Genomic DNA, 19499 nt, shown 5'->3' on the forward strand with positions numbered 1-19499 from the left:
TTTGCGGCAAAAGGAAAGGGACTATGAACATTGCTTTTCCGCCACGTTTGGAAGACGATGGGCACTTTTATCAATCGCCACCTTTTTCACGGGCCGGCGCATCTCCTTCCAAATTGCTGGAAGAACAGCCGTAACATATGCGCGAAATTTAATAAACGACTGCCCTGTTGTCCGCACCTGGTAGCGAATCGGCACTTCTTTCATGCGAAACCCTTTGCGGACTAAATTTAACGTAAGCACTTGGGCGTAGTTATAATCATGGATGATCTCCGCGTGTTCCATCGCTTGCCGGGAAAAAGCCCGCATTCCCGATTGTCCGTCGTAAATCCACTTGCGAAGAAGAAGCGATTGCAGAAATGTGAAAAAGTAATTACCAAGGCGGCGGTGCCACTTCATCCCGCGGATCGTGCCAAGAAAGCGCGACCCCATCGTATAGTCGGCTTCTCCGGCAAAGATCGGAGCAAGCAAATCCGGGATTTGTTCTGCCGGATATTCGTTGTCTGCATCGATCATCACGCCGATATCCGCGCCAATGCGCAAACATTCCTGCAGTCCTTGGCGCACGGCGGCGCCAAGGCCGCGGTTTTCCGGCATTTGATAAATGTAATCAGCGCCTGCTTCTTTCGCAACCGCTGCTGTGTGATCGGTCGAACCGTCATCAATGACTAATACTTTCACATCCACACAAGGATGGAAAAAACGCGGAATTTTGCGAATGACTTCGCCAATCGATTGTTCTTCGTTATACGCTGGTAAAAAGACGATCACTTTTTGCTTCTTCATCCTCTGCCTCCCTCTTTCGAATCGCTTCCGTTAGCACAGGGCCGCGGCTATGGCTTGGATATGGCGCCCCTAACAAATACGCGATCGTCGGCGCAACGGACACCAAACTTTTCTTGTCATCGACCCGCTTTCCTCTTTCAATCGCCGGTCCGTACAAGAAAAACGGGACAAACCGCTCCCCTTCATCCAAATGCCCGTGTCCGCCAATGCCGTCCGCCTGCCCGTGATCGGCGCAAATAATTAATGTGGCATTTTTTAATTTTCCCTTCTGTTCCAGCCACTCGACGTACTCCTTGATCAGCGCGTCCGCTTCTTCTATTTTTCGAAGATATTCCTCGTATAATGCGCCGCGGCTATGCCCCGTTTGGTCTGTGGCAATTAATTGAACGATGAGCAAATCAGGATCTTGTTCTTCCATTATGCGTTTGGCGCGCTCGATAATGTGGCGGTCCGCTACGTCATTGTGCATGACCGCTGTTACCGTTTCGACATCATCTCCAAACGAATCGACAAGATGGGCAATGCCAAGCAGCCGCCCCTTTTTCCCAACTTTTCTTAGTGAGTCAAAAATGCTTTCTACTTTAATGCCAAGCTTCCACACCATATTCGAGCGGATGCCGTGCTCAAACGGATATGTCCCGGTGAACATCGACGTAAAACAGACGACGGTACGCGCCGGATAGACCGTTTCCATTTGCGCAAATTCCGTTCCTTGCTGGCGAAGCTGTTTTAAAAATGGCGCATTGGCTTGCTCGAACCGATCTTTCCGCATGCCATCGATAACAATAACAATGACTTTTTCATTGATTGGCTCTTTTGGAACGGCCACATTATTGGTGTAGGTCGGGATGATTGTCGGCTTCCAATCAAATAACTGATGATGCAAGATAAAAGAAAATAAAAGGACACCTGTGTAATAGATCGCCAAGCTGACAAGCGAAAGCTCGCCCGCCCCCCCTTCGAGCTGAACGTACACATATTGCCAAACCGACAAAAGCAGCAAAAATTTCGGCAGCTGTTCTTGCGCGTTTCCGCTTGTCGAATCGCTATTTTTCAGCACCAGCTTCCAAAAGCGGGTAAAATTCCACCATGATGTGCCGATGCGCAAATGATAGTAAAGCGTTCCCCAAAAAAAGACGGTAAAGAAAAAATATAATCCGATCGCCAAACCAAGCAGCTTAAGGTCAGCAAACTGCCAAACAATTAAAAACACAACGTATGGAATCCATAAATAATTTCGTAAAAATAATGGATAATCGTATAGATAATAGATGACAAAAAGCGGAAGCGCCGTGAGAAACCCGAAAAACCAATGTTTCACATGCTCGATGGCGCCGAAATCGGCAAAATGGTAAATCGCCATTGTCCCGACAACGAAAATCGGTGTAAACGGTTTTCCCTCGTTCAGCAAATTCCAACAGCGCGCCGCTACTTTTTCCAATCTTGAAGCTTCTTTCATTGTCTCTCCCTTCCTTTTTGAAAAACCGCCCGCACGAACGAAATATCGTTTGGAAACAGAAACAATACCGCAACGCCAACAGCATAAGAAAAAACAAATTTGAACACATGGGTCATCATCGCTGCCATATACGCGCTGCTCCAATCTGGCGCGATTCTTGTGATCGCAAACGCCATTACCGCTTCATACGTCCCCAGCCCGCCTGGAGCGATTTGAAACACTTGACCGGATACGGTGATGCTGTTAACCCATACGGATTCCCAAAAAGACAAAGGCAAGCCAAGCATGGGAGCGATCTCGTAAATAACCACCGCCTCGCACAGCCAGCTGAGCGCAATCATTCCCGCCATATAGACGCCGCGTTTTCCTTTTAATGCGCTTTTTATCATGCGATGGTGTTTACGAATCCATTCGACATCCGATGTGTGTGACAACAAAACAACAATGGCACAAGCACCGATTATTCCGACAACATCAATAACCGTCACATTGATTGTTGGAAAACGATGAACGTATGTATACACTCCCCATGCCGACAAAAAACATAAAACAAGCATGTCCAAAAGCCGCATTACCGCCACCGAGTGAACCGCTTCACCGACAGACACGCCCTTCTGATTTGCTAAAACCGCAATCCGGGCAATATCCCCTACTTTGAACGGAGCGATATGATTGATGAGCAAGCTGAAAAAGATCCCTTTGGCGTATACCAGCAAAGAAATTGGTTTTCCCACGTACGCCTTCCATGCCAGCGCCCGCAGCCAAAAGGACGCCCCGTATATGAGCAGCATCCACACGATCGTGCCCGACCTTTGCAGAAACAAAAAGAGTTGCTTAAGGAGCGCTTTTCTATCGAAATAGCGGTATGTCAGCCATAGGAAAACAAGAGCAAGCCCGGCTCCGGTTAGCCTCACCGCTATCGTTGCGTACTTACGTTTCATATGTCCTTGCCCACGCGATCGTTCGCGCAAGCCCGACCTCGAACGTTATGCTCGGTTTGTATCCAAACGCCCGCTGCGCTTTTGTAATATCCGCCCATGTCGCTTTCACATCTCCCTTTCGCTCCGGGGCATGTTTCACTTTCATTGTTGGAAAATGCGCTTTCAGTTCTTGCAGCAATCGCTCCATCGCAATCGGTCTCCCTGATCCTAAATTAAACACATCGTTTCCGCCGCCGCGGCCAAGCGCCGCCACCATTCCGCTGACAACATCATCCACAAATGTATAGTCTCTTGCTGTGCCCGTCCCATACACGACAATCTCTTCACCACGTAACAGATGGCGGATAAACTTGCTGATCGCCATGTCCGGTCGCCCCCACGGACCGTAAACAGTAAAATAGCGAAAAATCGTCACCTGATAGCCGAATAGGTGGGCATACGCATAGCAAAACGACTCTGCCCCGTATTTGGCCGCGGCATATGGCGAAACGACTTGTCCCGCTGCCATTTCCTCCTTCAACGGCACATTCCCCTGGTTGCCGTAGACGGACGAGGAAGAGGCGAACAGCACATGCCGGACGCCTGCCATGCCCGCCGCCTTTAGCACGTTAATGGTCGCTTTGATATCATAATCGACATAATCAAGCGGCTGCAAAAGCGAATTGGGAACACCGGGCAGCGCCGCTAAATGATATACACAGTCCGGCTGATAGCGGCAAAACAATTCTTCCGTTTTTTCTCCATCAAGCAAATCGATGTGATAAACAGGAAGATTTCCTCCTGTCAACGCCCGAAATTGCCGTTTTTTCCGTTCTGCCGGGTAATAAGGATGAAAATTGTCAATCACCGCCACGTCGTGCCCAAGCGAAAGCAATTTGGCAACAAGATGGCTGCCGATAAACCCGGCCCCCCCTGTAACAAGAATTTTCAACGGATTCACCTCAAAACACTTTATTCTACTAGCATATTATCATAAGAAAATCAAAAAGCGTCTGTTTCCCTCCGGTCGCCTCATAGCTTATCCCTTCCCTTTTCCTTTATAAGAAGGCAAAAAACCTTGCTAAAGAACAAGGTTTTTTGCCTGAAAGCGCTGTTAAAAACAACGAGCAGCCTTTATTTCACGGAAGATGATGTATTTTCCTGATACCTTTTACTTGATAATGATTTTCATTAGCACAAATTGATTATAATCAATAATTATGATTAACGTCAATAAAATTTTATCAAAGAAAAAAGCCCGCCAGCAGTTGGCAGGCCCTTTCCTTGCCTCACACTTTAATAAATGAAGGAAAAAATTCATTTCCGATAACTTCCCCTTGTATAAACGGTTTTGTTTGTTTTTGATGGTTTAACGGCAAAAGCGGGAACAGCAGTTCAGCCACCCGATATGCTTCTTCTAAATGCGGGTAACCGGATAAAATAAAGTAGCGGATGCCTAATTGATGATACTCTAACAGCCGCTCTGCCACTGTTTCCGGATCCCCGACTAAAGCGGTTCCTGCACCACCTCTGACAAGACCGACTCCCGCCCATAAATTAGGGCTGATTTCAAGAGATTCTCTGCTTCCATTATGCAACTGTCTCATCCGCTGCTGTCCGACCGAATCGTATCGGGAAAACACCCGTTGTGCTTCCTGAATGGTTTTTTCATCAACATAACGAATCAGCTTTTCAGCAGCATCCCATGCTTCCTTGGCTGTTTCGCGGACAATGATATGAAGCCGAATGCCAAATTCAATCGTACGTCCTTGCTGTTCAGCCAATTTTCTCACTTGGGAAATTTTTTCTTCCACCTGTGCTGGCGGTTCCCCCCATGTTAAGTAAACATCCGCATGTTTCGCTGCCACAAGCTGCCCTGCCGGTGAAGATCCGCCGAAATAAATCGGCGGATACGGCGTTTGAACTGGCGGAAACAGAAGCTTTGCTTCATTCACATGGATATGTTTTCCATTTAACGTGACTTCTTCGCCGCTTAACAGCCGTTTCCACACCGTTAAAAATTCATCCGTTGCTTCATAGCGTTCGTCATGGCTTAAAAATAGGCCATCTCCCGCAAGTTCAACAGGATCGCCGCCAGCAACAACATTAATAAGCAACCGTCCTTCCGAAATGCGGTCTAATGTTGAAGCCATGCGTGCTGCAAGCGTTGGAGACATCAATCCCGGCCGCACGGCGACAAGAAAGCGCAATCGTTTAGTTTCCGCTGCCAATGCGGACGCGAGCAGCCACGGATCTTCGCACGATTTTCCTGTTGGAATCAATACCCCTTTATAGCCAAGCCGGTCAGCTGCTTGGGCGATTTGCCGGAAATAGCTGTATTCCGGAGCGCGCCCTCCTTTGGTTGTCCCAAGATACCGTCCATCGCCATGGGAAGGGATAAACCATAATAATTCCATTTTCTTTTCTCCTTTCTATTGTTTAATGCGGGCTTGCGGCTGGAATGTTTGAAATAAATTGCATCACTTCCTTTATCCTTCCTTCAATGTCGGATTGAAAAAACAGGTTTCCAGCCTCATCACGTTGAATCGTGTTATCTAAAATAAACACTCCATGTAAAATTTCTTTCGCTCCCATAATGGAGAAAATGGGTTTAAGCGCGTATTCAATCGATAGCAGATGAGCGATAGTTCCGCCCGTGACGATCGGAGCAATAATCTTGCCTAAAAACGCCTTTTCCGGTAACAAGTCGAGAAACGCTTTTAAAATACCCGTATAGCTGCCTTTATAGACAGGGCTTAACACCATGACCGCATCCGCTTCGCGAATCCATTCATGAGTTTGCGCGATCGCCTTACTATCGTATTTTGCATGCAGCAAATCTTCCGCCGGCAAATCGCAAACATGGATTAAATGGACGTGATGCCCCCTATTAAGCAGCTCTTTTTGCAACCGGTTAGCGATCTCCGCTGTTTTGGATTGTTTCGACGGGCTTCCCGAAATCAAAGCGATTGTCGTCACTGATCTCCCCTCCTTTTTTCTTTTACATCGTTCCTTTATACGTATCTTGCCAGCGAAGCAAACGCTTCTCTAATACACGGACCAGTGAATCGGTAAGTTTTCCTACCACCGCAAAAAGAATAATACCGACAAAAACAATATCCGTATTGCTAAACTGCCTTGCATCCATCATCATATATCCAATTCCTTCTGTTGACCCCATCAACTCCGCAACAACAAGGCCGAGCCAAGCCGCTCCAAGCGAAAGGCGAATTCCAGATAAAATAGCAGGAAGCGCAGACGGGACAATGAGCAACGTAATCTTTTTCCATCTGCTAAAATGGAGAATGCGGGCGACATCAAACAACTTCGCATCCACTCCGCGTATGCCAATAAATGTATTTACGTATACAGGAAAAAACGCACCTTTAGCGATCAATAAAACCTTTGATGTTTCTCCAAATCCAAACCATAAGATAAAAAGCGGTGCCACCGCCAAATGCGGAATCGTTCGCAGCATTTGTACTGTAGGATCAAGGACATCTTCCGTTTTCGTGGAAAAACCTACGGCAATGCCAGCAAGAAGCCCGATGCCTGCTCCAAGCAAAAATCCTGCCGCTGCCCGAAAAACACTAACTTTCAAGTGGGTAAATAATTCCCCGGAGACGGTTAATTGATAAGCCGCTTGCACAATATCTACCGGCGTTGGCAAAACCGTTTTGGAAACTGCCCCTGTCATCCCGACAAGTTGCCATATGAATAAAATGAAGATGGGCAATACCGCTTGTATCATCCATTTGCGAAATTGGCCGAAAGCCGGGATCTTTCTCCCCCACTCCTTTCGCAGAAGCGGCTGCCTTGCAGTGATAGTTGTTTTATTCATCTTTGTTCTCACCTTCTTTCTCTAATTCTTGCAACGCTTTTTTTATATATTGATTATCGACTACTTTGCTTGTATCGATTTTTCTTTTAATGATTTTTTGCTCATATTGGAAATCGGCGGTTTTTTGCTGTGCCTGAATAACATCATCCGTAATTGGCTCGTTCAATGATGGGTTATTGCGCAACGCCCGCACTACGACTTCTTTATCTATTTTTTTCGCTTTCGCATAAATTTCTATCGCTTCATCAAAATGGTCATTTTGACAACGCCGTGCTTTCTCGTAAATTTTTAAAAACTGAACCGTTAAATCAGGATGCTCTTCGATAAATCCCGTCCGCGCTACGATAAACGATGGCGAATATGCTTTAAGATCCTCTCCATCCGCTATGATGCGCGCTTTCTTTTTGATCACCTCATACGAAATAAACGGCTCCCAAATCGCCCAAGCATCCACTTTCCGTGTATCAAACGCTGCTTGCGCTTCATCCGGCTGCAATTGGATCATTTCAACATCTGACGCTTTCAAACCAGCGTGTTCGAGTGCTTTATATAAGAAGTTAAATCCACTGCTTCCTTTGGCCACAGCAATCTTTTTTCCTTTTAAATCCTTTAGGCTTTGAATTTCACTTCCTTGCGGGACAATGATGGCATCTCCTTTAACCCCGTCTGCTGCTTTACTGATCTCTTTAAATTCAATGCCAGCGGCTTGGGCAGAAATGACCGGCGAGTTTCCAACACCGCCGAAATCAAGATTATTGGAAGCCATCGCTTCAAAATGGGGAGGACCGCTTTGAAACTCAATCCATTTCACCTTGACTCCTTCTTTTTCAAATTCTTTTTCAAACCAGCCTTTTTCTTTTGCCAGTAAAAGCGGCCCAAGACTTTGCTGAATGCCGATGCGAATCGTGACGTTTTTCTCTTTTCCTTTCGCCGTTGTCCCTGTCGTTGTTTCCTGGCCGCAGCCGGACATCAATGCGATAAACAAGCTTATCAACAGAAGCAATATATGTTTCCTCATAAAAGGATCCTCCTCTCTCAAATTCCTAGTCCTTCCAGTAAAGGAGAGTCTTCCGCTGTTTCAAATTCACGCAATATGCGTTGCCTCATCTCTTGGAAAGATGGATGGGCGCGCTGCCGTGGAAATGGCAACGGAACGGGAACGATTGTCCGAATTTGTCCTGGCTTTGCTTTCATCACCACTACTTTCGTTCCTAAATAAACTGCTTCATCTAAGTCATGAGTAACAAGAATCATCGTAATTTGTTTATTTTGCCATATTTCCAGCAACACATCTTGCAAATGCTTTCTTGTAAAGGCATCAAGCGCACTAAACGGTTCATCGAGCAATAATATTTTCGGTTCACGCAGCAATGCTCTCGCAATGGCCACACGCTGTGCCATTCCCCCTGATAACTCCTTTGGGTAGGCTTTTTCGAAGCCTTTTAACCGGACAAGCTCTATTAACTCATCAACCTTTTTCCGGACATTCACATCTTTCAACGATTGATTTGCTGCAATATTTCCTTCCACCGTTAACCATGGGAATAAACGATGTTCCTGAAAAATAAAGCCTTGATCTAATCCGGGGCCATCAATTTGCACACCGTTTATTTCCACCGCGCCGTTATAATCGGTATCCAACCCTGCTACAATTTTTAGCAATGTACTTTTTCCGCATCCACTCGGACCAATAATGGTGATGAATTCACCATTATTGATTTCCAAATGAACATCTTGGAGAACATGAACTCCTTGTTTCCCTTGGAAAAAAGTTTTGCTTTTAATATCAATCTGTATACTCACTTTGTTCCCTCCTTCCGCAATATCCGAAGAAAAATGCTGTAATTATCTTCATAAGACCGCTCTCTTTTTCATCCGATCGGAATGAAAAAGAATTGTCTTCGTTGTTCTTTAAAAATCATATTATTCCTATATACTAACTTATATTTAAGTTGTAAAAAAATAAAACGGCAGGAAAATAGCGGACTTTAATTCATAGTTAACATATAGGATTTATTGATTATAAATATAAACAATTTTCTTTACTAAGTCAATTATTATTTTTCATATTTTTAGTGATTAATCATAAAAAAGGAGATTCAGACATACATTGCCTGAATCTCCTTCGCGAAAAATGAATTATACATGTTTTTCTAACAACTGGATAAGCGCTTCTTTTGGCTGGTAGCCTATCGTTTTGTCGACAAGCTCACCGTTTTTGAAGACAAGCAGCGTTGGAATGCTCATCACGCCGAATTTCGAAGCTGTTTCTTGGTTTTCGTCGACGTTCACTTTAACGATTTTCACTTTATCGCCCAATTCTTTGTCCACTTCTTCAAGAACCGGCGCAACCATGCGGCAAGGTCCGCACCAAGGCGCCCAGAAATCAACCAATGTTAAGCCTTCTTTCGTTTCTGACGCAAATGTTTGATCTGTCGCATTAACAATCGCCATTCTTTACTCCTCCTATTTTTTTTACTTTTATGTTGTAAGCAAAGTATATCATGCAAATGGAGTTTAGTGCGAATGTTTTGCTTCGTTTCTAATATTCGCTTTCCAACAATAATTATGCCTGTGCCAGACAGCAGAAAACGAGCAAAGCGGATTCGCTTCACTCGTTTTTGCCAACGGCTATGAATGCACTTTTAATTTTTTAAATTCTTCCGTTAATAACGGAACGACTTCAAATAAGTCGCCGACAATACCGTAATCAGCCACTTTGAAAATGTTTGCCTCTGGATCTTTGTTAATCGCGACGATCACTTTCGAGTTCGACATGCCGGCTAAATGTTGAATCGCTCCGGAAATGCCGCAAGCGATATAAAGGTCTGGAGTAACGACTTTACCCGTTTGCCCGATCTGCAGGGAGTAATCGCAATATCCTGCGTCGCACGCGCCGCGCGAGGCACCGACCGCGCCGCCCAAAACTTCAGCAAGCTCTTGCAGCGGCTTAAAACCTTCCGCACTTTTAACACCGCGGCCGCCGGCAACGATCACTTTTGCTTCAGACAGGTCCACTCCTTCCGTCGTTTTGCGAACGACTTCTTTTACGATCGTGCGCAAATCTTTAATGTCGGCAGAAATCGCTTTTACTTCCCCAGAACGCGATTCATCGCGCTCTAGCGGCGGAATGTTATTTGGACGCACCGTCACAAAGATCAGGCCGTCTGTGGCGATTTTCTTTTCGAATGCTTTTCCAGAGTAAATTGGCCGTGTAAAGATCAAGTTCCCGCCTTCTTCTTCCACAGACACTACGTCGGAAACAAGGCCTGAATTTAATTTAGTCGCTAATTTCGGCGATAAGTCTTTTCCTAAAGCGGTGTGCCCAAATACGATCCCTTCTGGCTTTTCTTCGTCAATTACCGCCATGAGCGCTTGGGAATAACCGTCCGGTGTGTAATGAGTTAAATGAGAATGTTCAACGACAACAACGCGATCTGCACCATGGAAAAATAGTTCATTTGCGTATGATTGAACGCTTTCCCCGGCAAGGACAGATACGACTTCCCCGCCTTGAGCGATTATTTTTGCTGCCGCGATCGCCTCAAATGAAACGTTTCTCAATGATCCGTCGCGAATTTCTGCTAATGCAAGTACTTTCCGTGCCATTTTCAATCCCCCTACTTTATTGATAAAATCACACCACTTTTGCTTCAGAACGTAACAATCGGACAAGTTCTTTCACTTGATCGTCAATGTTTCCTTCGAGAATTTTTCCAGATTCCCGCTTCGGCGGCAAAAATACTTCGATCGTTTTTGTTTTCGCTTCGACATCTTCTTCCTCCAGATCTAAGTCATCCAATTCCAATTCTTCAAGCGGTTTCTTTTTCGCTTTCATAATGCCAGGAAGCGACGGATAACGCGGCTCATTAAGCCCTTGTTGCGCCGTCACCAGCAACGGAAGCGACGTTTCGATTACTTCTTCATCCCCTTCGACATCGCGGACGAGCGTCACTTTATCGCCGTCAATATCGAGTTTCGTAATTGTCGTTACATACGGGATTCCCAACAATTCCGCTACGCGCGGGCCGACTTGTCCCGAGCCGCCGTCGATCGCGACATTGCCGGCTAAAATCAAATCCGGCTCTTTATCTTTCAAATATTCCGCAATAATTTTCGCTGTCGTATATTGGTCATGTGCTTCCACATCATCTTCTATGTTAATCAGCACTGCTTTGTCGCATCCCATCGCTAAGGCCGTGCGCAATTCTTTTTCCGCTTCCTCATTGCCCACCGTCACAACCGTTATTTCGCCGCCATGTTTGTCGCGCACTTGAATCGCTTCTTCAATTGCATATTCATCGTACGGGTTGATAATAAATTCCGCTCCTTCTTCATTTACTTTGCCGTCGGCAATCGTAATTTTTTCTTCTGTATCAAAAGTGCGTTTCATTAAGACAAAAATGTTCATAAAGGCCCCTCCTCGTTTCGACGAAATATTATTTCAGATTTAAATATTCAGTTAATTAAAGGCATCATTTCCCCTGAAAGGATGGCGGGCGTTTTTCAATAAATGCCTGCACTCCTTCTTTCGCGTCTTCTGTCGTAAACACACTTCCAAACAATTCCGCTTCCTCGCGCACCGCTTCTTGGAACGATTTTTCTTTAAAGGCGTTTAAAAGCTGCAATGTCGCGCGAATCGAAATCGGGCTTTTTTGCGCGATTTTTTTCGCCAGTTTTTTTGCTTCCTCCAACAGTTGTTCTTCCGGCACCGCCTTGCTTGCCAATCCCCATTGCACCGCTTCCGTTCCAGTAATCGGTTCGCTCGTCCACATCATCTCGGCCGCTTTGCTGAAACCGACATAGCGGGGAAGCCGCTGGGTTCCGGCAAAGCCAGGTATAATGCCAAGCTGCAGTTCCGGCAATCCGAGTTTTGCGTTTTCGGAAACAATGCGAACGTGGCAGCTCATCGCCAGCTCCAATCCGCCGCCTAATGCCGCGCCATGGACCGCCGCAATCACAGGCTTTGTTAATTGCTCGATGCGCTCCATCACTTGCTGGCCTGCTCTTGCCAGCTTTGCGGCTTCTTCGCTGGATTTTATGGTTGTAAACTCTTTAATATCGGCACCTGCCGAGAAAAATCTTCCCTCACCATGAAGAAGCACGACGCGGACATTTTCATCCGCCTCCAGCTCATCCAGCAATGATGAAAGCTCTTTCAAAACCGCAGATGAAAGAGCGTTTGCCGGAGGACGGGAAAACGTCACGTCCGCAACGAACTCTTCTTTATGAACGCGAAAAAATTCCATGTAATCTCCTCTCTCCCTTCAAACAAATATGCCATCTTGCTACGAAGATGCACAACCTTTTGTTAATAATTCGTAAACCGGCTTCGCCAATGCGACCAGATCATACTTTTGCTCGTTCATTACCCATGTCGTCACCGTTTCGTCAATCGCCCCAAAAATCATTTGCCTTGTGAGGCGGATATCTAAATCACGGCGAAACTCACCTTTTTCAATCCCTTCTTTCACAATTTCATCAATAATGCGCAAATATCTTTTCAACACTTCATTAATCCGCTGCCGTAATTCTTTATTCGATTGACGCAACTCTAATTGAGTAACGACGGCTAAGTGATGATCTTGCGCCAGCGATTCAAAATGTTTCTTCACTAATACGTACAATTTCTCTAAAGGACTCGAAATTCCTGCTATCTCCTGCTCGATTTTCTCGATAAAGGAGCCCATTTTTTCTTGAAACAGCGAGATAAGAATGTCTTCTTTATTTTTAAAATAAAGATAAATCGTTCCGTCCGCGACCCCCGCCTGTTTGGCGATTTTCGATACTTGTGCTTGATGATAGCCATGTTCGGCAATGACTACAACCGCTGCATCGATGATTTGTTTGAACTTAGGTTTATCTCTTCTCAACATCCATTCTCCTTTACGAAAACATGAATGAACAATCATTCATGTTTTTATTTTAAAGATTCTTTGCTTGTTTTGTCAAGATAAAGTCATGCCAAATCTAAACCGTTTCGTTATTCTTTTTCTTTTCTTCCTCGAGCAATGCCCGCCGCAAAATTTTCCCAACCGCTGTTTTTGGCAGTTCTTTGCGGAACTCATACATGCGCGGCACTTTATATGATGCCAATCGGCTTCTCATAAATTGATCCAATTCCTCTTCTGTGCATTGTGCCCCTTGTTTAAGAACGACAAACGCTTTGACCGTTTCTCCGCGGTATTCATCCGGAACGCCCACAACTACCGCTTCCTGCACTTTCGGATGCTCATATAGCACTTCTTCGACTTCGCGCGGATAAATGTTGTAACCGCTTGCAATAATAATGTCTTTTTTGCGGTCAACGATATAAAAATAACCTCGTTCATCCATATAACCGATATCACCCGTGTATAGCCATCCGCCGCGCAACACATTCTCCGTTTCATGCGGCTGATTCCAATATCCTTTCATCACTTGCGGCCCGCGGACAACAAGTTCGCCGATTTCATTCACCTTTGCTTCTTCGCCCGTTTCCAAAGACACGATTTTCGCTTCCGTATCTGGCCATGGCACGCCGATGCTTCCTTTCACCCGTTCTCCGTCCCATACAAAATTGCTGTGAGTAACAGGAGAGGCTTCTGTTAACCCGTACCCTTCAATCAGTTTTCCGCCAGTCAATTTTTCAAATTTTTCTTGCACTTCAACCGGCAGCGGCGCTGACCCGCTAATGCATACTTTGATGGAAGATAAGTCATAGCGCGGCAAATTCGGATGATTTAATAGCGCAATATACATCGTCGGCGCCCCAGGAAACAATGTCGGTCTCAGCTTTTCAATCGTTTTTAATGTTGTTTCCACATCAAATCGCGGCAAAAGAATCATTTTATACGCTTGCACGACCGCTAAATTCATGATCGTCGTCATGCCGTACACGTGAAAAAACGGCAATATTCCTAAAATCGACTCCGTTCCTTTTCCGCAACGATACATCCAATGGGCGCACATCAACGTGTTGGCAATCAAATTTCGGTGTGTCAGCATGGCTGCTTTCGGCACGCCGGTCGTTCCGCCAGTATACTGCAACAACGCGATATCTTCAACGTCGATCGCTATGTCTGGCTCTGTTGTGTTTGGGCGTGACATTATTTTGGAAAATAAATGCTGGTCGCTCCGCTCTTCCACTCTGGCCACCGCTGGCTGCCCCTGCTTCCGCTGCATGAGCGGATACAGCCATTTTTTGATAGCCGGCAAATAGTCTTTCACACTTGTAATGATAAGATGTTTTACGTTTGCCTTTTCCTTTGCTTTCACTGCTTTCGGATAAAGCATGTCAAGCGTAATGAGCACCGTCGCTCCGCTGTCGTTCAGTTGGTATTCCAATTCGTGTTCCGTATAAAGCGGATTCGTCTGCACGACAATGCCGCCCGCCAATAACACCCCGTAATAGCTGACAACCGCTTGCGGGCAGTTTGGCAGCATAATGGAGACGCGATCACCTTTTTGCAATCCGAGCTGCCGCAAATAATTCGCCAATGTAAGCGCCTGCTCATAAACTTCGCGGAACGTAAGCGTTTTTCCCAAAAAATAAATTGCATCATGCCTGCCGAATTCCGCTGCTGTTTTCCGCAAATACTCAGGCAACGTTTTATTAGGATAGTCAAGGCGATGCGGGATTTCCGGCGGATAATGAGCAAGCCATGGTTTTTCCATCGATACCCCTCCTATATTCAAAAATTTCAGATGATTTATTTTTATTTTATTACACTTTTCCGAATTTTACATCAAAAAAAGCGCCCTGACAGAGAGGACGCTACAAAAATAAATAAATGATGCCAATGAGAATAAAAAGAGCGCAAAGAATAAACAATATTTTCGACAATGTTTCCATCGTTTTATTTTTCCATGCTAAATATACAATGCCGACAACAAGAAAGATTCCGCACAAAACAAGCAACGCTTTAACTAATATTTCCATATTTTAACTCCCTTTACCGAATTCCTTCGCCAATGACAAACGATAAGCCGATGGAAATAACCATGGAAATCAGCCCAACCGCGCGATTGTCTTTGGCAATTTCCTCATCAATATTAAATTTTGGAGTAAGAAATTCGTAAATGAAATACGCGACCAGCAGCAAAATAAAGCCGTATATTCCCCAGCCGATCATCGCCAACAATGACTCGTGATGGCGGAGAGCATAGCGGAAAATATTGGCGATGCCGAAAATTTTTCCGCCGGTCGCCATCGCCACCGCGACGTTTCCTTTTTGGATCTCCTCCCAATTTTTATATTTTGTCACTAGCTCAAATATCGCTAAAAACACGACCATGCATAAAACAGCCACACTAAAATTGGCAGCAATTTTTACGATTTCGTTTTCCCAAAACGAACTCATCGTTTTCTCCCCTCATCATTTCAATTCGACAATCGTTACCCCTGTTCCTCCTTCATTCGCACCGCCAAAATGAAAGCTTTTCACAGCGCGGTGCGTCTTCAAAAATTCTTGCACCCCTTTGCGGAGCGCTCCCGTCCCTTTTCCGTGAATGATCGAAACGCGCGGATATCCTGCCAAAAGCGCATCATCGATATATTTCTCCAAACGGGCGAGCGCATCTTCGTACCGTTCTCCGCGCAAGTCAAGCTCCAATCCGACATGATAGTCTTTCCCTTTAACTGTGGCAAGCGGCTTTGTCTCCGTTTTCGGCGCGCTGCCGATATATTCTAAATCCCGTTCGTTGATTTTCATTTTTAAAATGCCGAGCTGCACTTGCCATTCATCATCAGAAACCTTTTCAACAAGGTATCCTTTTTGATTTAAACTGATCACTTTTACCTCATCGCCAGGCTGAAATGAATGAGTCGCCTGTTTTTTCCGTTCTTTTTTCTTTTTCTCCAATGTTGGCATCGCTTCTTGGAGGCGTTTTTTCGCTTCGATCAGCTCATGTTCTTTAATTTCCGCCTGTTTTTCTTGTTGCATTCGGCGGAGCTCATGGATAATCCGCTCCGCCTTTTGCTGGGAGGAACGAACGATATCGGCTGCTTTCCGTTTCGCTTCTTCTATGATTTCCTCGCGTTTTTCATGAAGCTCTTCCCATTTTTGCTCCCAGTCGCGGCGCAGCTGTTCTGCCTCCATGCGCGCTTCTTCCGCTCTTTTCAGTTCTTCCTCTGCCCGCTTTTTGCTTTGTTCCAGCGAAGCGATCATATTTTCCACATTGTTGCTTTCTGCGCTAATATGCAATTTCGCCCGTTCGATAATGCGCTCATCCAGTCCGAGGCGCTTCGATATTTCAAAAGCATTGCTCCGCCCGGGGATGCCGATCAATAACTTATACGTTGGGCGCAACGTTTCGGTGTCAAATTCGACGCTTGCATTAATGACGCCGTCGCGGTTGTACCCGTACGCTTTCAATTCCGGATAATGGGTGGTCGCCACCGTCCGCGCTCCGCGGCCATGCACTTCGTCCAAAATGGCGATCGCCAATGCCGCTCCTTCCTGCGGATCGGTTCCCGCACCCAATTCGTCGAATAAAACGAGGCTTTCATGATCAACATCGCGCAAAATCTCGACAATATTGACCATATGGGAAGAAAAGGTGCTTAAACTTTGTTCAATCGATTGTTCATCCCCAATATCGGCATAGATGGAACGGAACACAGCCAGTTCCGAACCATCCAGCGCCGGAATAAATAAACCGGCTTGCGCCATCAACGTTAACAATCCGATCGTTTTTAATGTGACTGTTTTTCCGCCGGTGTTCGGGCCGGTGATTACGATTGTTGTGTAGTCTTTGCCAAGCTCAATGTCATTCGGGACGACGGCCTCTTGATCAATGAGCGGATGGCGCGCCTGCAATAACCGGATATAGCCGCGGTCGTTCAAGGCAGGCTTTGTCGCTTTCAGCTTATTGGCATATTTCGCCTTGGCGAAAATAAAGTCAAGTTGCGCTAATATGCCAACATTTTCAAGAAGCGCTTCGGCGTGTCCGGCGACAATGCCGGTCAATTCGGTTAAAATCCGCTCGATTTCCCGCTTTTCCTTGACACGCGCTTCTTGGAGCTGGTTGTTTAGTTCCACCACCGCTTGTGGTTCAATAAACAATGTCGCCCCCGAAGCCGATTGGTCATGGACGATGCCGCCGTAAGCGCCGCGGTACTCTTGTTTTACTGGAATGACGTAGCGGTCGTTGCGAATCGTAATAATCGCATCGGATAACATCTTTTGCGCTGATGGCGAACGAATGATGCTCTCCAATTTTTCACGCACCCGCGCCTCCGTCGTTCGCAGCTGCTGGCGGATGGAACGCAGCCGTTCGCTCGCATGATCGAGCACTTCGCCATGGTCGTCAATGCAGCGCTCAATCGCTTGCTGCACTTCCGGAAGCGCGACAAGTTTTTCCGCATAGCCTGCCAAGTGCGGAAACTCCTCTTTTTCTTCGTGCAGTGATTCAATAAACTGCTTTAACTGCCGGCTTGCGGAAATGGTGCTGGCAATATCTAAAAGCTCATGCGGACTAAGCGTTCCGCCGATTTTCGCCCGTTTGAGGCTTGCGCGGATGTCCACAATGCCGCCAAGCGGAACATGCCCGCGCAAACGCAACGCAGCTGCCGCTTCATCGGTTTCTTCTTGCCAGTTAACAACCTCCGCCAAACGCGAAGAAGGAAGCAGCTTTTCCACTTTTTCTTTTCCTAACGACGAAGACACATGTTCTAACAATTGTTCTTTGACTTTATCAAATTCCAGTATGTGAAGCACTCTTGTATGCACGGATGAAAAACCTCCATCTGAAAATTGTCGGCAAATTCGTTTTCTAATCTTGTTTACCGTTTGCGCCGCAAAAAGCTGCGCAACTCTTCCAGAGACCATGTATTGATTACCGTTTCCTTGCGAATCCAGCCTTTTCTTGCTATTATGACTCCTATTCTCATATGGTCAAGCATATCCAGATGGTGGGCATCGGTATTAATCGCGATTTTGACTCCGGCATCTTGCGCTTTCTTTAAATAAGAATAGGATAAATCAAGGCGGTGCGGATTCGCGTTTAACTCAAGCGCCGTATTCGTTTCCCGCGCCAGTTCAATAAGCATGTCAATATCTACGTCATATCCGTCCCGTTTTCCGATCAGCCGCCCTGTCGGATGGGCGATCAAATCAACATGGCGGTTGCGCAGCGCGGCAGTGAGGCGCTTCATAATCACATCGCGCGGCTGGGAAAAACTTGAATGAATCGCAGCGATAACAAAATCAAGCTCTTCGAGAACATCATCATCATAATCAAGCGTTCCGTCTGGCAAAATATCCATTTCCACGCCAGCCAAAATCGTAAAATCATCATACTTCGCATTTAGCCGTTCAATTTCTTCGCGCTGCCTGCGAAGCCGCTCCACCGTTAAGCCGTTCGCCACTTTCAAATATTGAGAATGATCGGTGATCGCCATATAACGGTAGCCTTTCTTCCGGCACGCTTCTGCCATCTCTTCAATCGAGCACGCCCCGTCGCTCCAAGCTGAATGCATATGCAAATCTCCTTGAATGTCGGAAAGGCGAAGAAGCGGATAGCTGTCACGATAGCGGTCGACTTCCGTTCCATCCTCCCTTAGTTCTGGCGGGATAAATGGCAAGTGAAAATAGGCAAAAAACGCTTGTTCATCCGCAAACGTTTTAACTTCCCCCGTATCCACATTTTCTACTCCGTACTCGCTTATTTTTTCGCCGCGCTCTTTTGCCAGCTGCCGCATGCGCACATTATGCTCTTTCGATCCCGTAAAATGATGAAGTGTCGTGGCAAACTGCTCTGGTGCCACTAAACGAAAATCAACGGCAATGTCATACTCATAACGAAGCTGCAAAGACACTTTCGTATCGCCGTTGGCGATGACGCCAGAGACATTTGCCAGTTTCAATAACTGTTCCCGCACAAGCCGCGGCTCGTTCGTCGCGATGATGAAATCCAAATCTTTCACGGTTTCTTTCATGCGCCGCAAGCTGCCAGCGCGGGAAAAACGAGCGATTCCTTCCATCTTTTCGAGCTGGCGTTCTATTTCTTCGGCAATTGGCAGCACAAAAGCTAACGGAAGCCGTTCCGGGCGGGATCCGATTTCTTCAATCGCAGCTAAGAGCTTTTCTTCCGTTTTCTTGCCGAACCCAGGAAGCTGCCGCACTTTTTGGGAAAGGCAAGCTTCTTTCAATGTAGCAATATCGACAACCCCCAGCTCTTGATACAATTTGGCGATTTTCTTGCCGCCAAGTCCGGGAAGCTGCAGCAGCACAAGCAAACTGTCCGGAATTTCCTGTTTCAATTGTTCCAGCACGCTTGATGCGCCCGTTTCCAAAAATTCTTGAATAACGCTTGACGTGCCTTTTCCTATGCCTGCAATCGCGGTGAAGTCTTCTATTTCCGAAATGCTACGCTCATCTGCTTCCAACGCGCTCGCCGCTTTGCGGAACGCCGCGATTTTAAACGGATTTTCTCCTTTTATTTCCATGTATAACGCAATCGTCTCCAGCAGACGAATGACATCTTTTTTATTTCCTTTCATGATACTCACCAC

Annotated in this window: 19 protein-coding genes; all 19 read right to left on the bottom strand. The window is 46.1% G+C overall.

Features of this window, described 5'->3' with window-relative positions:
- Positions 1–21: 21 nt before the first annotated feature.
- Complete coding sequence (locus AOT13_RS17860; RefSeq protein ID WP_013400279.1) at positions 22–783, bottom strand: glycosyltransferase family 2 protein; 762 nt, start codon at positions 781–783, stop codon at positions 22–24.
- Positions 743–2242, bottom strand: a complete 1500-nt coding sequence (locus tag AOT13_RS17865) for an alkaline phosphatase family protein (protein ID WP_042384499.1) — start codon at positions 2240–2242, stop codon at positions 743–745. The genes AOT13_RS17860 and AOT13_RS17865 overlap by 41 nt, the downstream gene beginning before the upstream one ends.
- Complete coding sequence (locus AOT13_RS17870) at positions 2239–3183, bottom strand: lysylphosphatidylglycerol synthase transmembrane domain-containing protein (RefSeq protein WP_042384495.1); 945 nt, start codon at positions 3181–3183, stop codon at positions 2239–2241. The genes AOT13_RS17865 and AOT13_RS17870 overlap by 4 nt, the downstream gene beginning before the upstream one ends.
- The gene (locus tag AOT13_RS17875) at positions 3173–4114 is read right to left on the bottom strand and encodes an NAD-dependent epimerase/dehydratase family protein (protein WP_042384492.1); all 942 of its coding nucleotides are present in this window, start codon (positions 4112–4114) and stop codon (positions 3173–3175) included. The genes AOT13_RS17870 and AOT13_RS17875 overlap by 11 nt, the downstream gene beginning before the upstream one ends.
- A gap of 337 nt (positions 4115–4451) precedes the next feature.
- Positions 4452–5579 carry an FMNH2-dependent alkanesulfonate monooxygenase gene (gene ssuD, locus AOT13_RS17880; RefSeq protein WP_003248758.1) on the bottom strand — a complete coding sequence of 376 codons (1128 nt, stop codon included), beginning with the start codon at positions 5577–5579 and terminating at the stop codon, positions 4452–4454.
- 22 nt (positions 5580–5601) lie between these two features.
- Positions 5602–6141, bottom strand: coding sequence for an NADPH-dependent FMN reductase (gene ssuE, locus AOT13_RS17885; RefSeq protein WP_003248756.1), 540 nt, complete (start codon positions 6139–6141; stop codon positions 5602–5604).
- A 22-nt stretch (positions 6142–6163) separates the two neighbouring features.
- Positions 6164–7003, bottom strand: coding sequence for an ABC transporter permease (locus AOT13_RS17890; protein WP_003248754.1), 840 nt, complete (start codon positions 7001–7003; stop codon positions 6164–6166).
- Complete coding sequence (locus AOT13_RS17895) at positions 6996–8021, bottom strand: aliphatic sulfonate ABC transporter substrate-binding protein (RefSeq protein WP_003248751.1); 1026 nt, start codon at positions 8019–8021, stop codon at positions 6996–6998. The genes AOT13_RS17890 and AOT13_RS17895 overlap by 8 nt, the downstream gene beginning before the upstream one ends.
- A gap of 17 nt (positions 8022–8038) precedes the next feature.
- Positions 8039–8806, bottom strand: a complete 768-nt coding sequence (locus AOT13_RS17900) for an ABC transporter ATP-binding protein (RefSeq protein WP_003248749.1) — start codon at positions 8804–8806, stop codon at positions 8039–8041.
- 336 nt (positions 8807–9142) lie between these two features.
- On the bottom strand, positions 9143–9457 hold the full coding sequence (trxA, locus tag AOT13_RS17905) for a thioredoxin (RefSeq protein ID WP_003248747.1): 315 nt from the start codon (positions 9455–9457) through the stop codon (positions 9143–9145).
- A gap of 177 nt (positions 9458–9634) precedes the next feature.
- Positions 9635–10612, bottom strand: a complete 978-nt coding sequence (locus AOT13_RS17910; protein ID WP_003248744.1) for an electron transfer flavoprotein subunit alpha/FixB family protein — start codon at positions 10610–10612, stop codon at positions 9635–9637.
- Positions 10613–10640: 28 nt separating this feature from the next.
- Positions 10641–11414 carry an electron transfer flavoprotein subunit beta/FixA family protein gene (locus AOT13_RS17915; RefSeq protein ID WP_003248743.1) on the bottom strand — a complete coding sequence of 258 codons (774 nt, stop codon included), beginning with the start codon at positions 11412–11414 and terminating at the stop codon, positions 10641–10643.
- Positions 11415–11478: 64 nt separating this feature from the next.
- Positions 11479–12252 carry an enoyl-CoA hydratase gene (locus tag AOT13_RS17920; protein ID WP_003248740.1) on the bottom strand — a complete coding sequence of 258 codons (774 nt, stop codon included), beginning with the start codon at positions 12250–12252 and terminating at the stop codon, positions 11479–11481.
- 39 nt (positions 12253–12291) lie between these two features.
- Positions 12292–12876 (bottom strand): fatty acid metabolism transcriptional regulator FadR, encoded by a 585-nt coding sequence (gene fadR, locus AOT13_RS17925; RefSeq protein WP_003248739.1) that lies wholly within the window; start codon positions 12874–12876, stop codon positions 12292–12294.
- A 97-nt stretch (positions 12877–12973) separates the two neighbouring features.
- Positions 12974–14659, bottom strand: a complete 1686-nt coding sequence (locus AOT13_RS17930) for a long-chain-fatty-acid--CoA ligase (protein ID WP_003248737.1) — start codon at positions 14657–14659, stop codon at positions 12974–12976.
- A gap of 100 nt (positions 14660–14759) precedes the next feature.
- The gene (locus AOT13_RS20725) at positions 14760–14924 is read right to left on the bottom strand and encodes a hypothetical protein (protein WP_013876482.1); all 165 of its coding nucleotides are present in this window, start codon (positions 14922–14924) and stop codon (positions 14760–14762) included.
- 13 nt (positions 14925–14937) lie between these two features.
- Complete coding sequence (locus tag AOT13_RS17935) at positions 14938–15345, bottom strand: DUF350 domain-containing protein (RefSeq protein WP_003248736.1); 408 nt, start codon at positions 15343–15345, stop codon at positions 14938–14940.
- 15 nt (positions 15346–15360) lie between these two features.
- Positions 15361–17715 carry an endonuclease MutS2 gene (locus tag AOT13_RS17940; RefSeq protein ID WP_042384489.1) on the bottom strand — a complete coding sequence of 785 codons (2355 nt, stop codon included), beginning with the start codon at positions 17713–17715 and terminating at the stop codon, positions 15361–15363.
- A gap of 53 nt (positions 17716–17768) precedes the next feature.
- The gene (gene polX / locus AOT13_RS17945) at positions 17769–19487 is read right to left on the bottom strand and encodes a DNA polymerase/3'-5' exonuclease PolX (protein ID WP_042384487.1); all 1719 of its coding nucleotides are present in this window, start codon (positions 19485–19487) and stop codon (positions 17769–17771) included.
- Positions 19488–19499: the final 12 nt, after the last annotated feature.

The organism is Parageobacillus thermoglucosidasius (genome assembly GCF_001295365.1).
Lineage (GTDB): Bacteria > Bacillota > Bacilli > Bacillales > Anoxybacillaceae > Parageobacillus > Parageobacillus thermoglucosidasius.

Coding starts and splice junctions, on each gene's coding strand:
- AOT13_RS17920 (WP_003248740.1), bottom strand. CDS start 12,252: ATGGAATTTTTTCGCGTTCATAAAGAAGAGTTCGTTGCGGACGTGACG.
- AOT13_RS17930 (WP_003248737.1), bottom strand. CDS start 14,659: ATGGAAAAACCATGGCTTGCTCATTATCCGCCGGAAATCCCGCATCGC.
- AOT13_RS17865 (WP_042384499.1), bottom strand. CDS start 2,242: ATGAAAGAAGCTTCAAGATTGGAAAAAGTAGCGGCGCGCTGTTGGAAT.
- trxA (WP_003248747.1), bottom strand. CDS start 9,457: ATGGCGATTGTTAATGCGACAGATCAAACATTTGCGTCAGAAACGAAA.
- polX (WP_042384487.1), bottom strand. CDS start 19,487: ATGAAAGGAAATAAAAAAGATGTCATTCGTCTGCTGGAGACGATTGCG.
- AOT13_RS17895 (WP_003248751.1), bottom strand. CDS start 8,021: ATGAGGAAACATATATTGCTTCTGTTGATAAGCTTGTTTATCGCATTG.
- AOT13_RS20725 (WP_013876482.1), bottom strand. CDS start 14,924: ATGGAAATATTAGTTAAAGCGTTGCTTGTTTTGTGCGGAATCTTTCTT.
- AOT13_RS17870 (WP_042384495.1), bottom strand. CDS start 3,183: ATGAAACGTAAGTACGCAACGATAGCGGTGAGGCTAACCGGAGCCGGG.
- AOT13_RS17860 (WP_013400279.1), bottom strand. CDS start 783: ATGAAGAAGCAAAAAGTGATCGTCTTTTTACCAGCGTATAACGAAGAA.
- AOT13_RS17910 (WP_003248744.1), bottom strand. CDS start 10,612: ATGGCACGGAAAGTACTTGCATTAGCAGAAATTCGCGACGGATCATTG.
- AOT13_RS17890 (WP_003248754.1), bottom strand. CDS start 7,003: ATGAATAAAACAACTATCACTGCAAGGCAGCCGCTTCTGCGAAAGGAG.
- AOT13_RS17915 (WP_003248743.1), bottom strand. CDS start 11,414: ATGAACATTTTTGTCTTAATGAAACGCACTTTTGATACAGAAGAAAAA.
- AOT13_RS17935 (WP_003248736.1), bottom strand. CDS start 15,345: ATGAGTTCGTTTTGGGAAAACGAAATCGTAAAAATTGCTGCCAATTTT.
- ssuD (WP_003248758.1), bottom strand. CDS start 5,579: ATGGAATTATTATGGTTTATCCCTTCCCATGGCGATGGACGGTATCTT.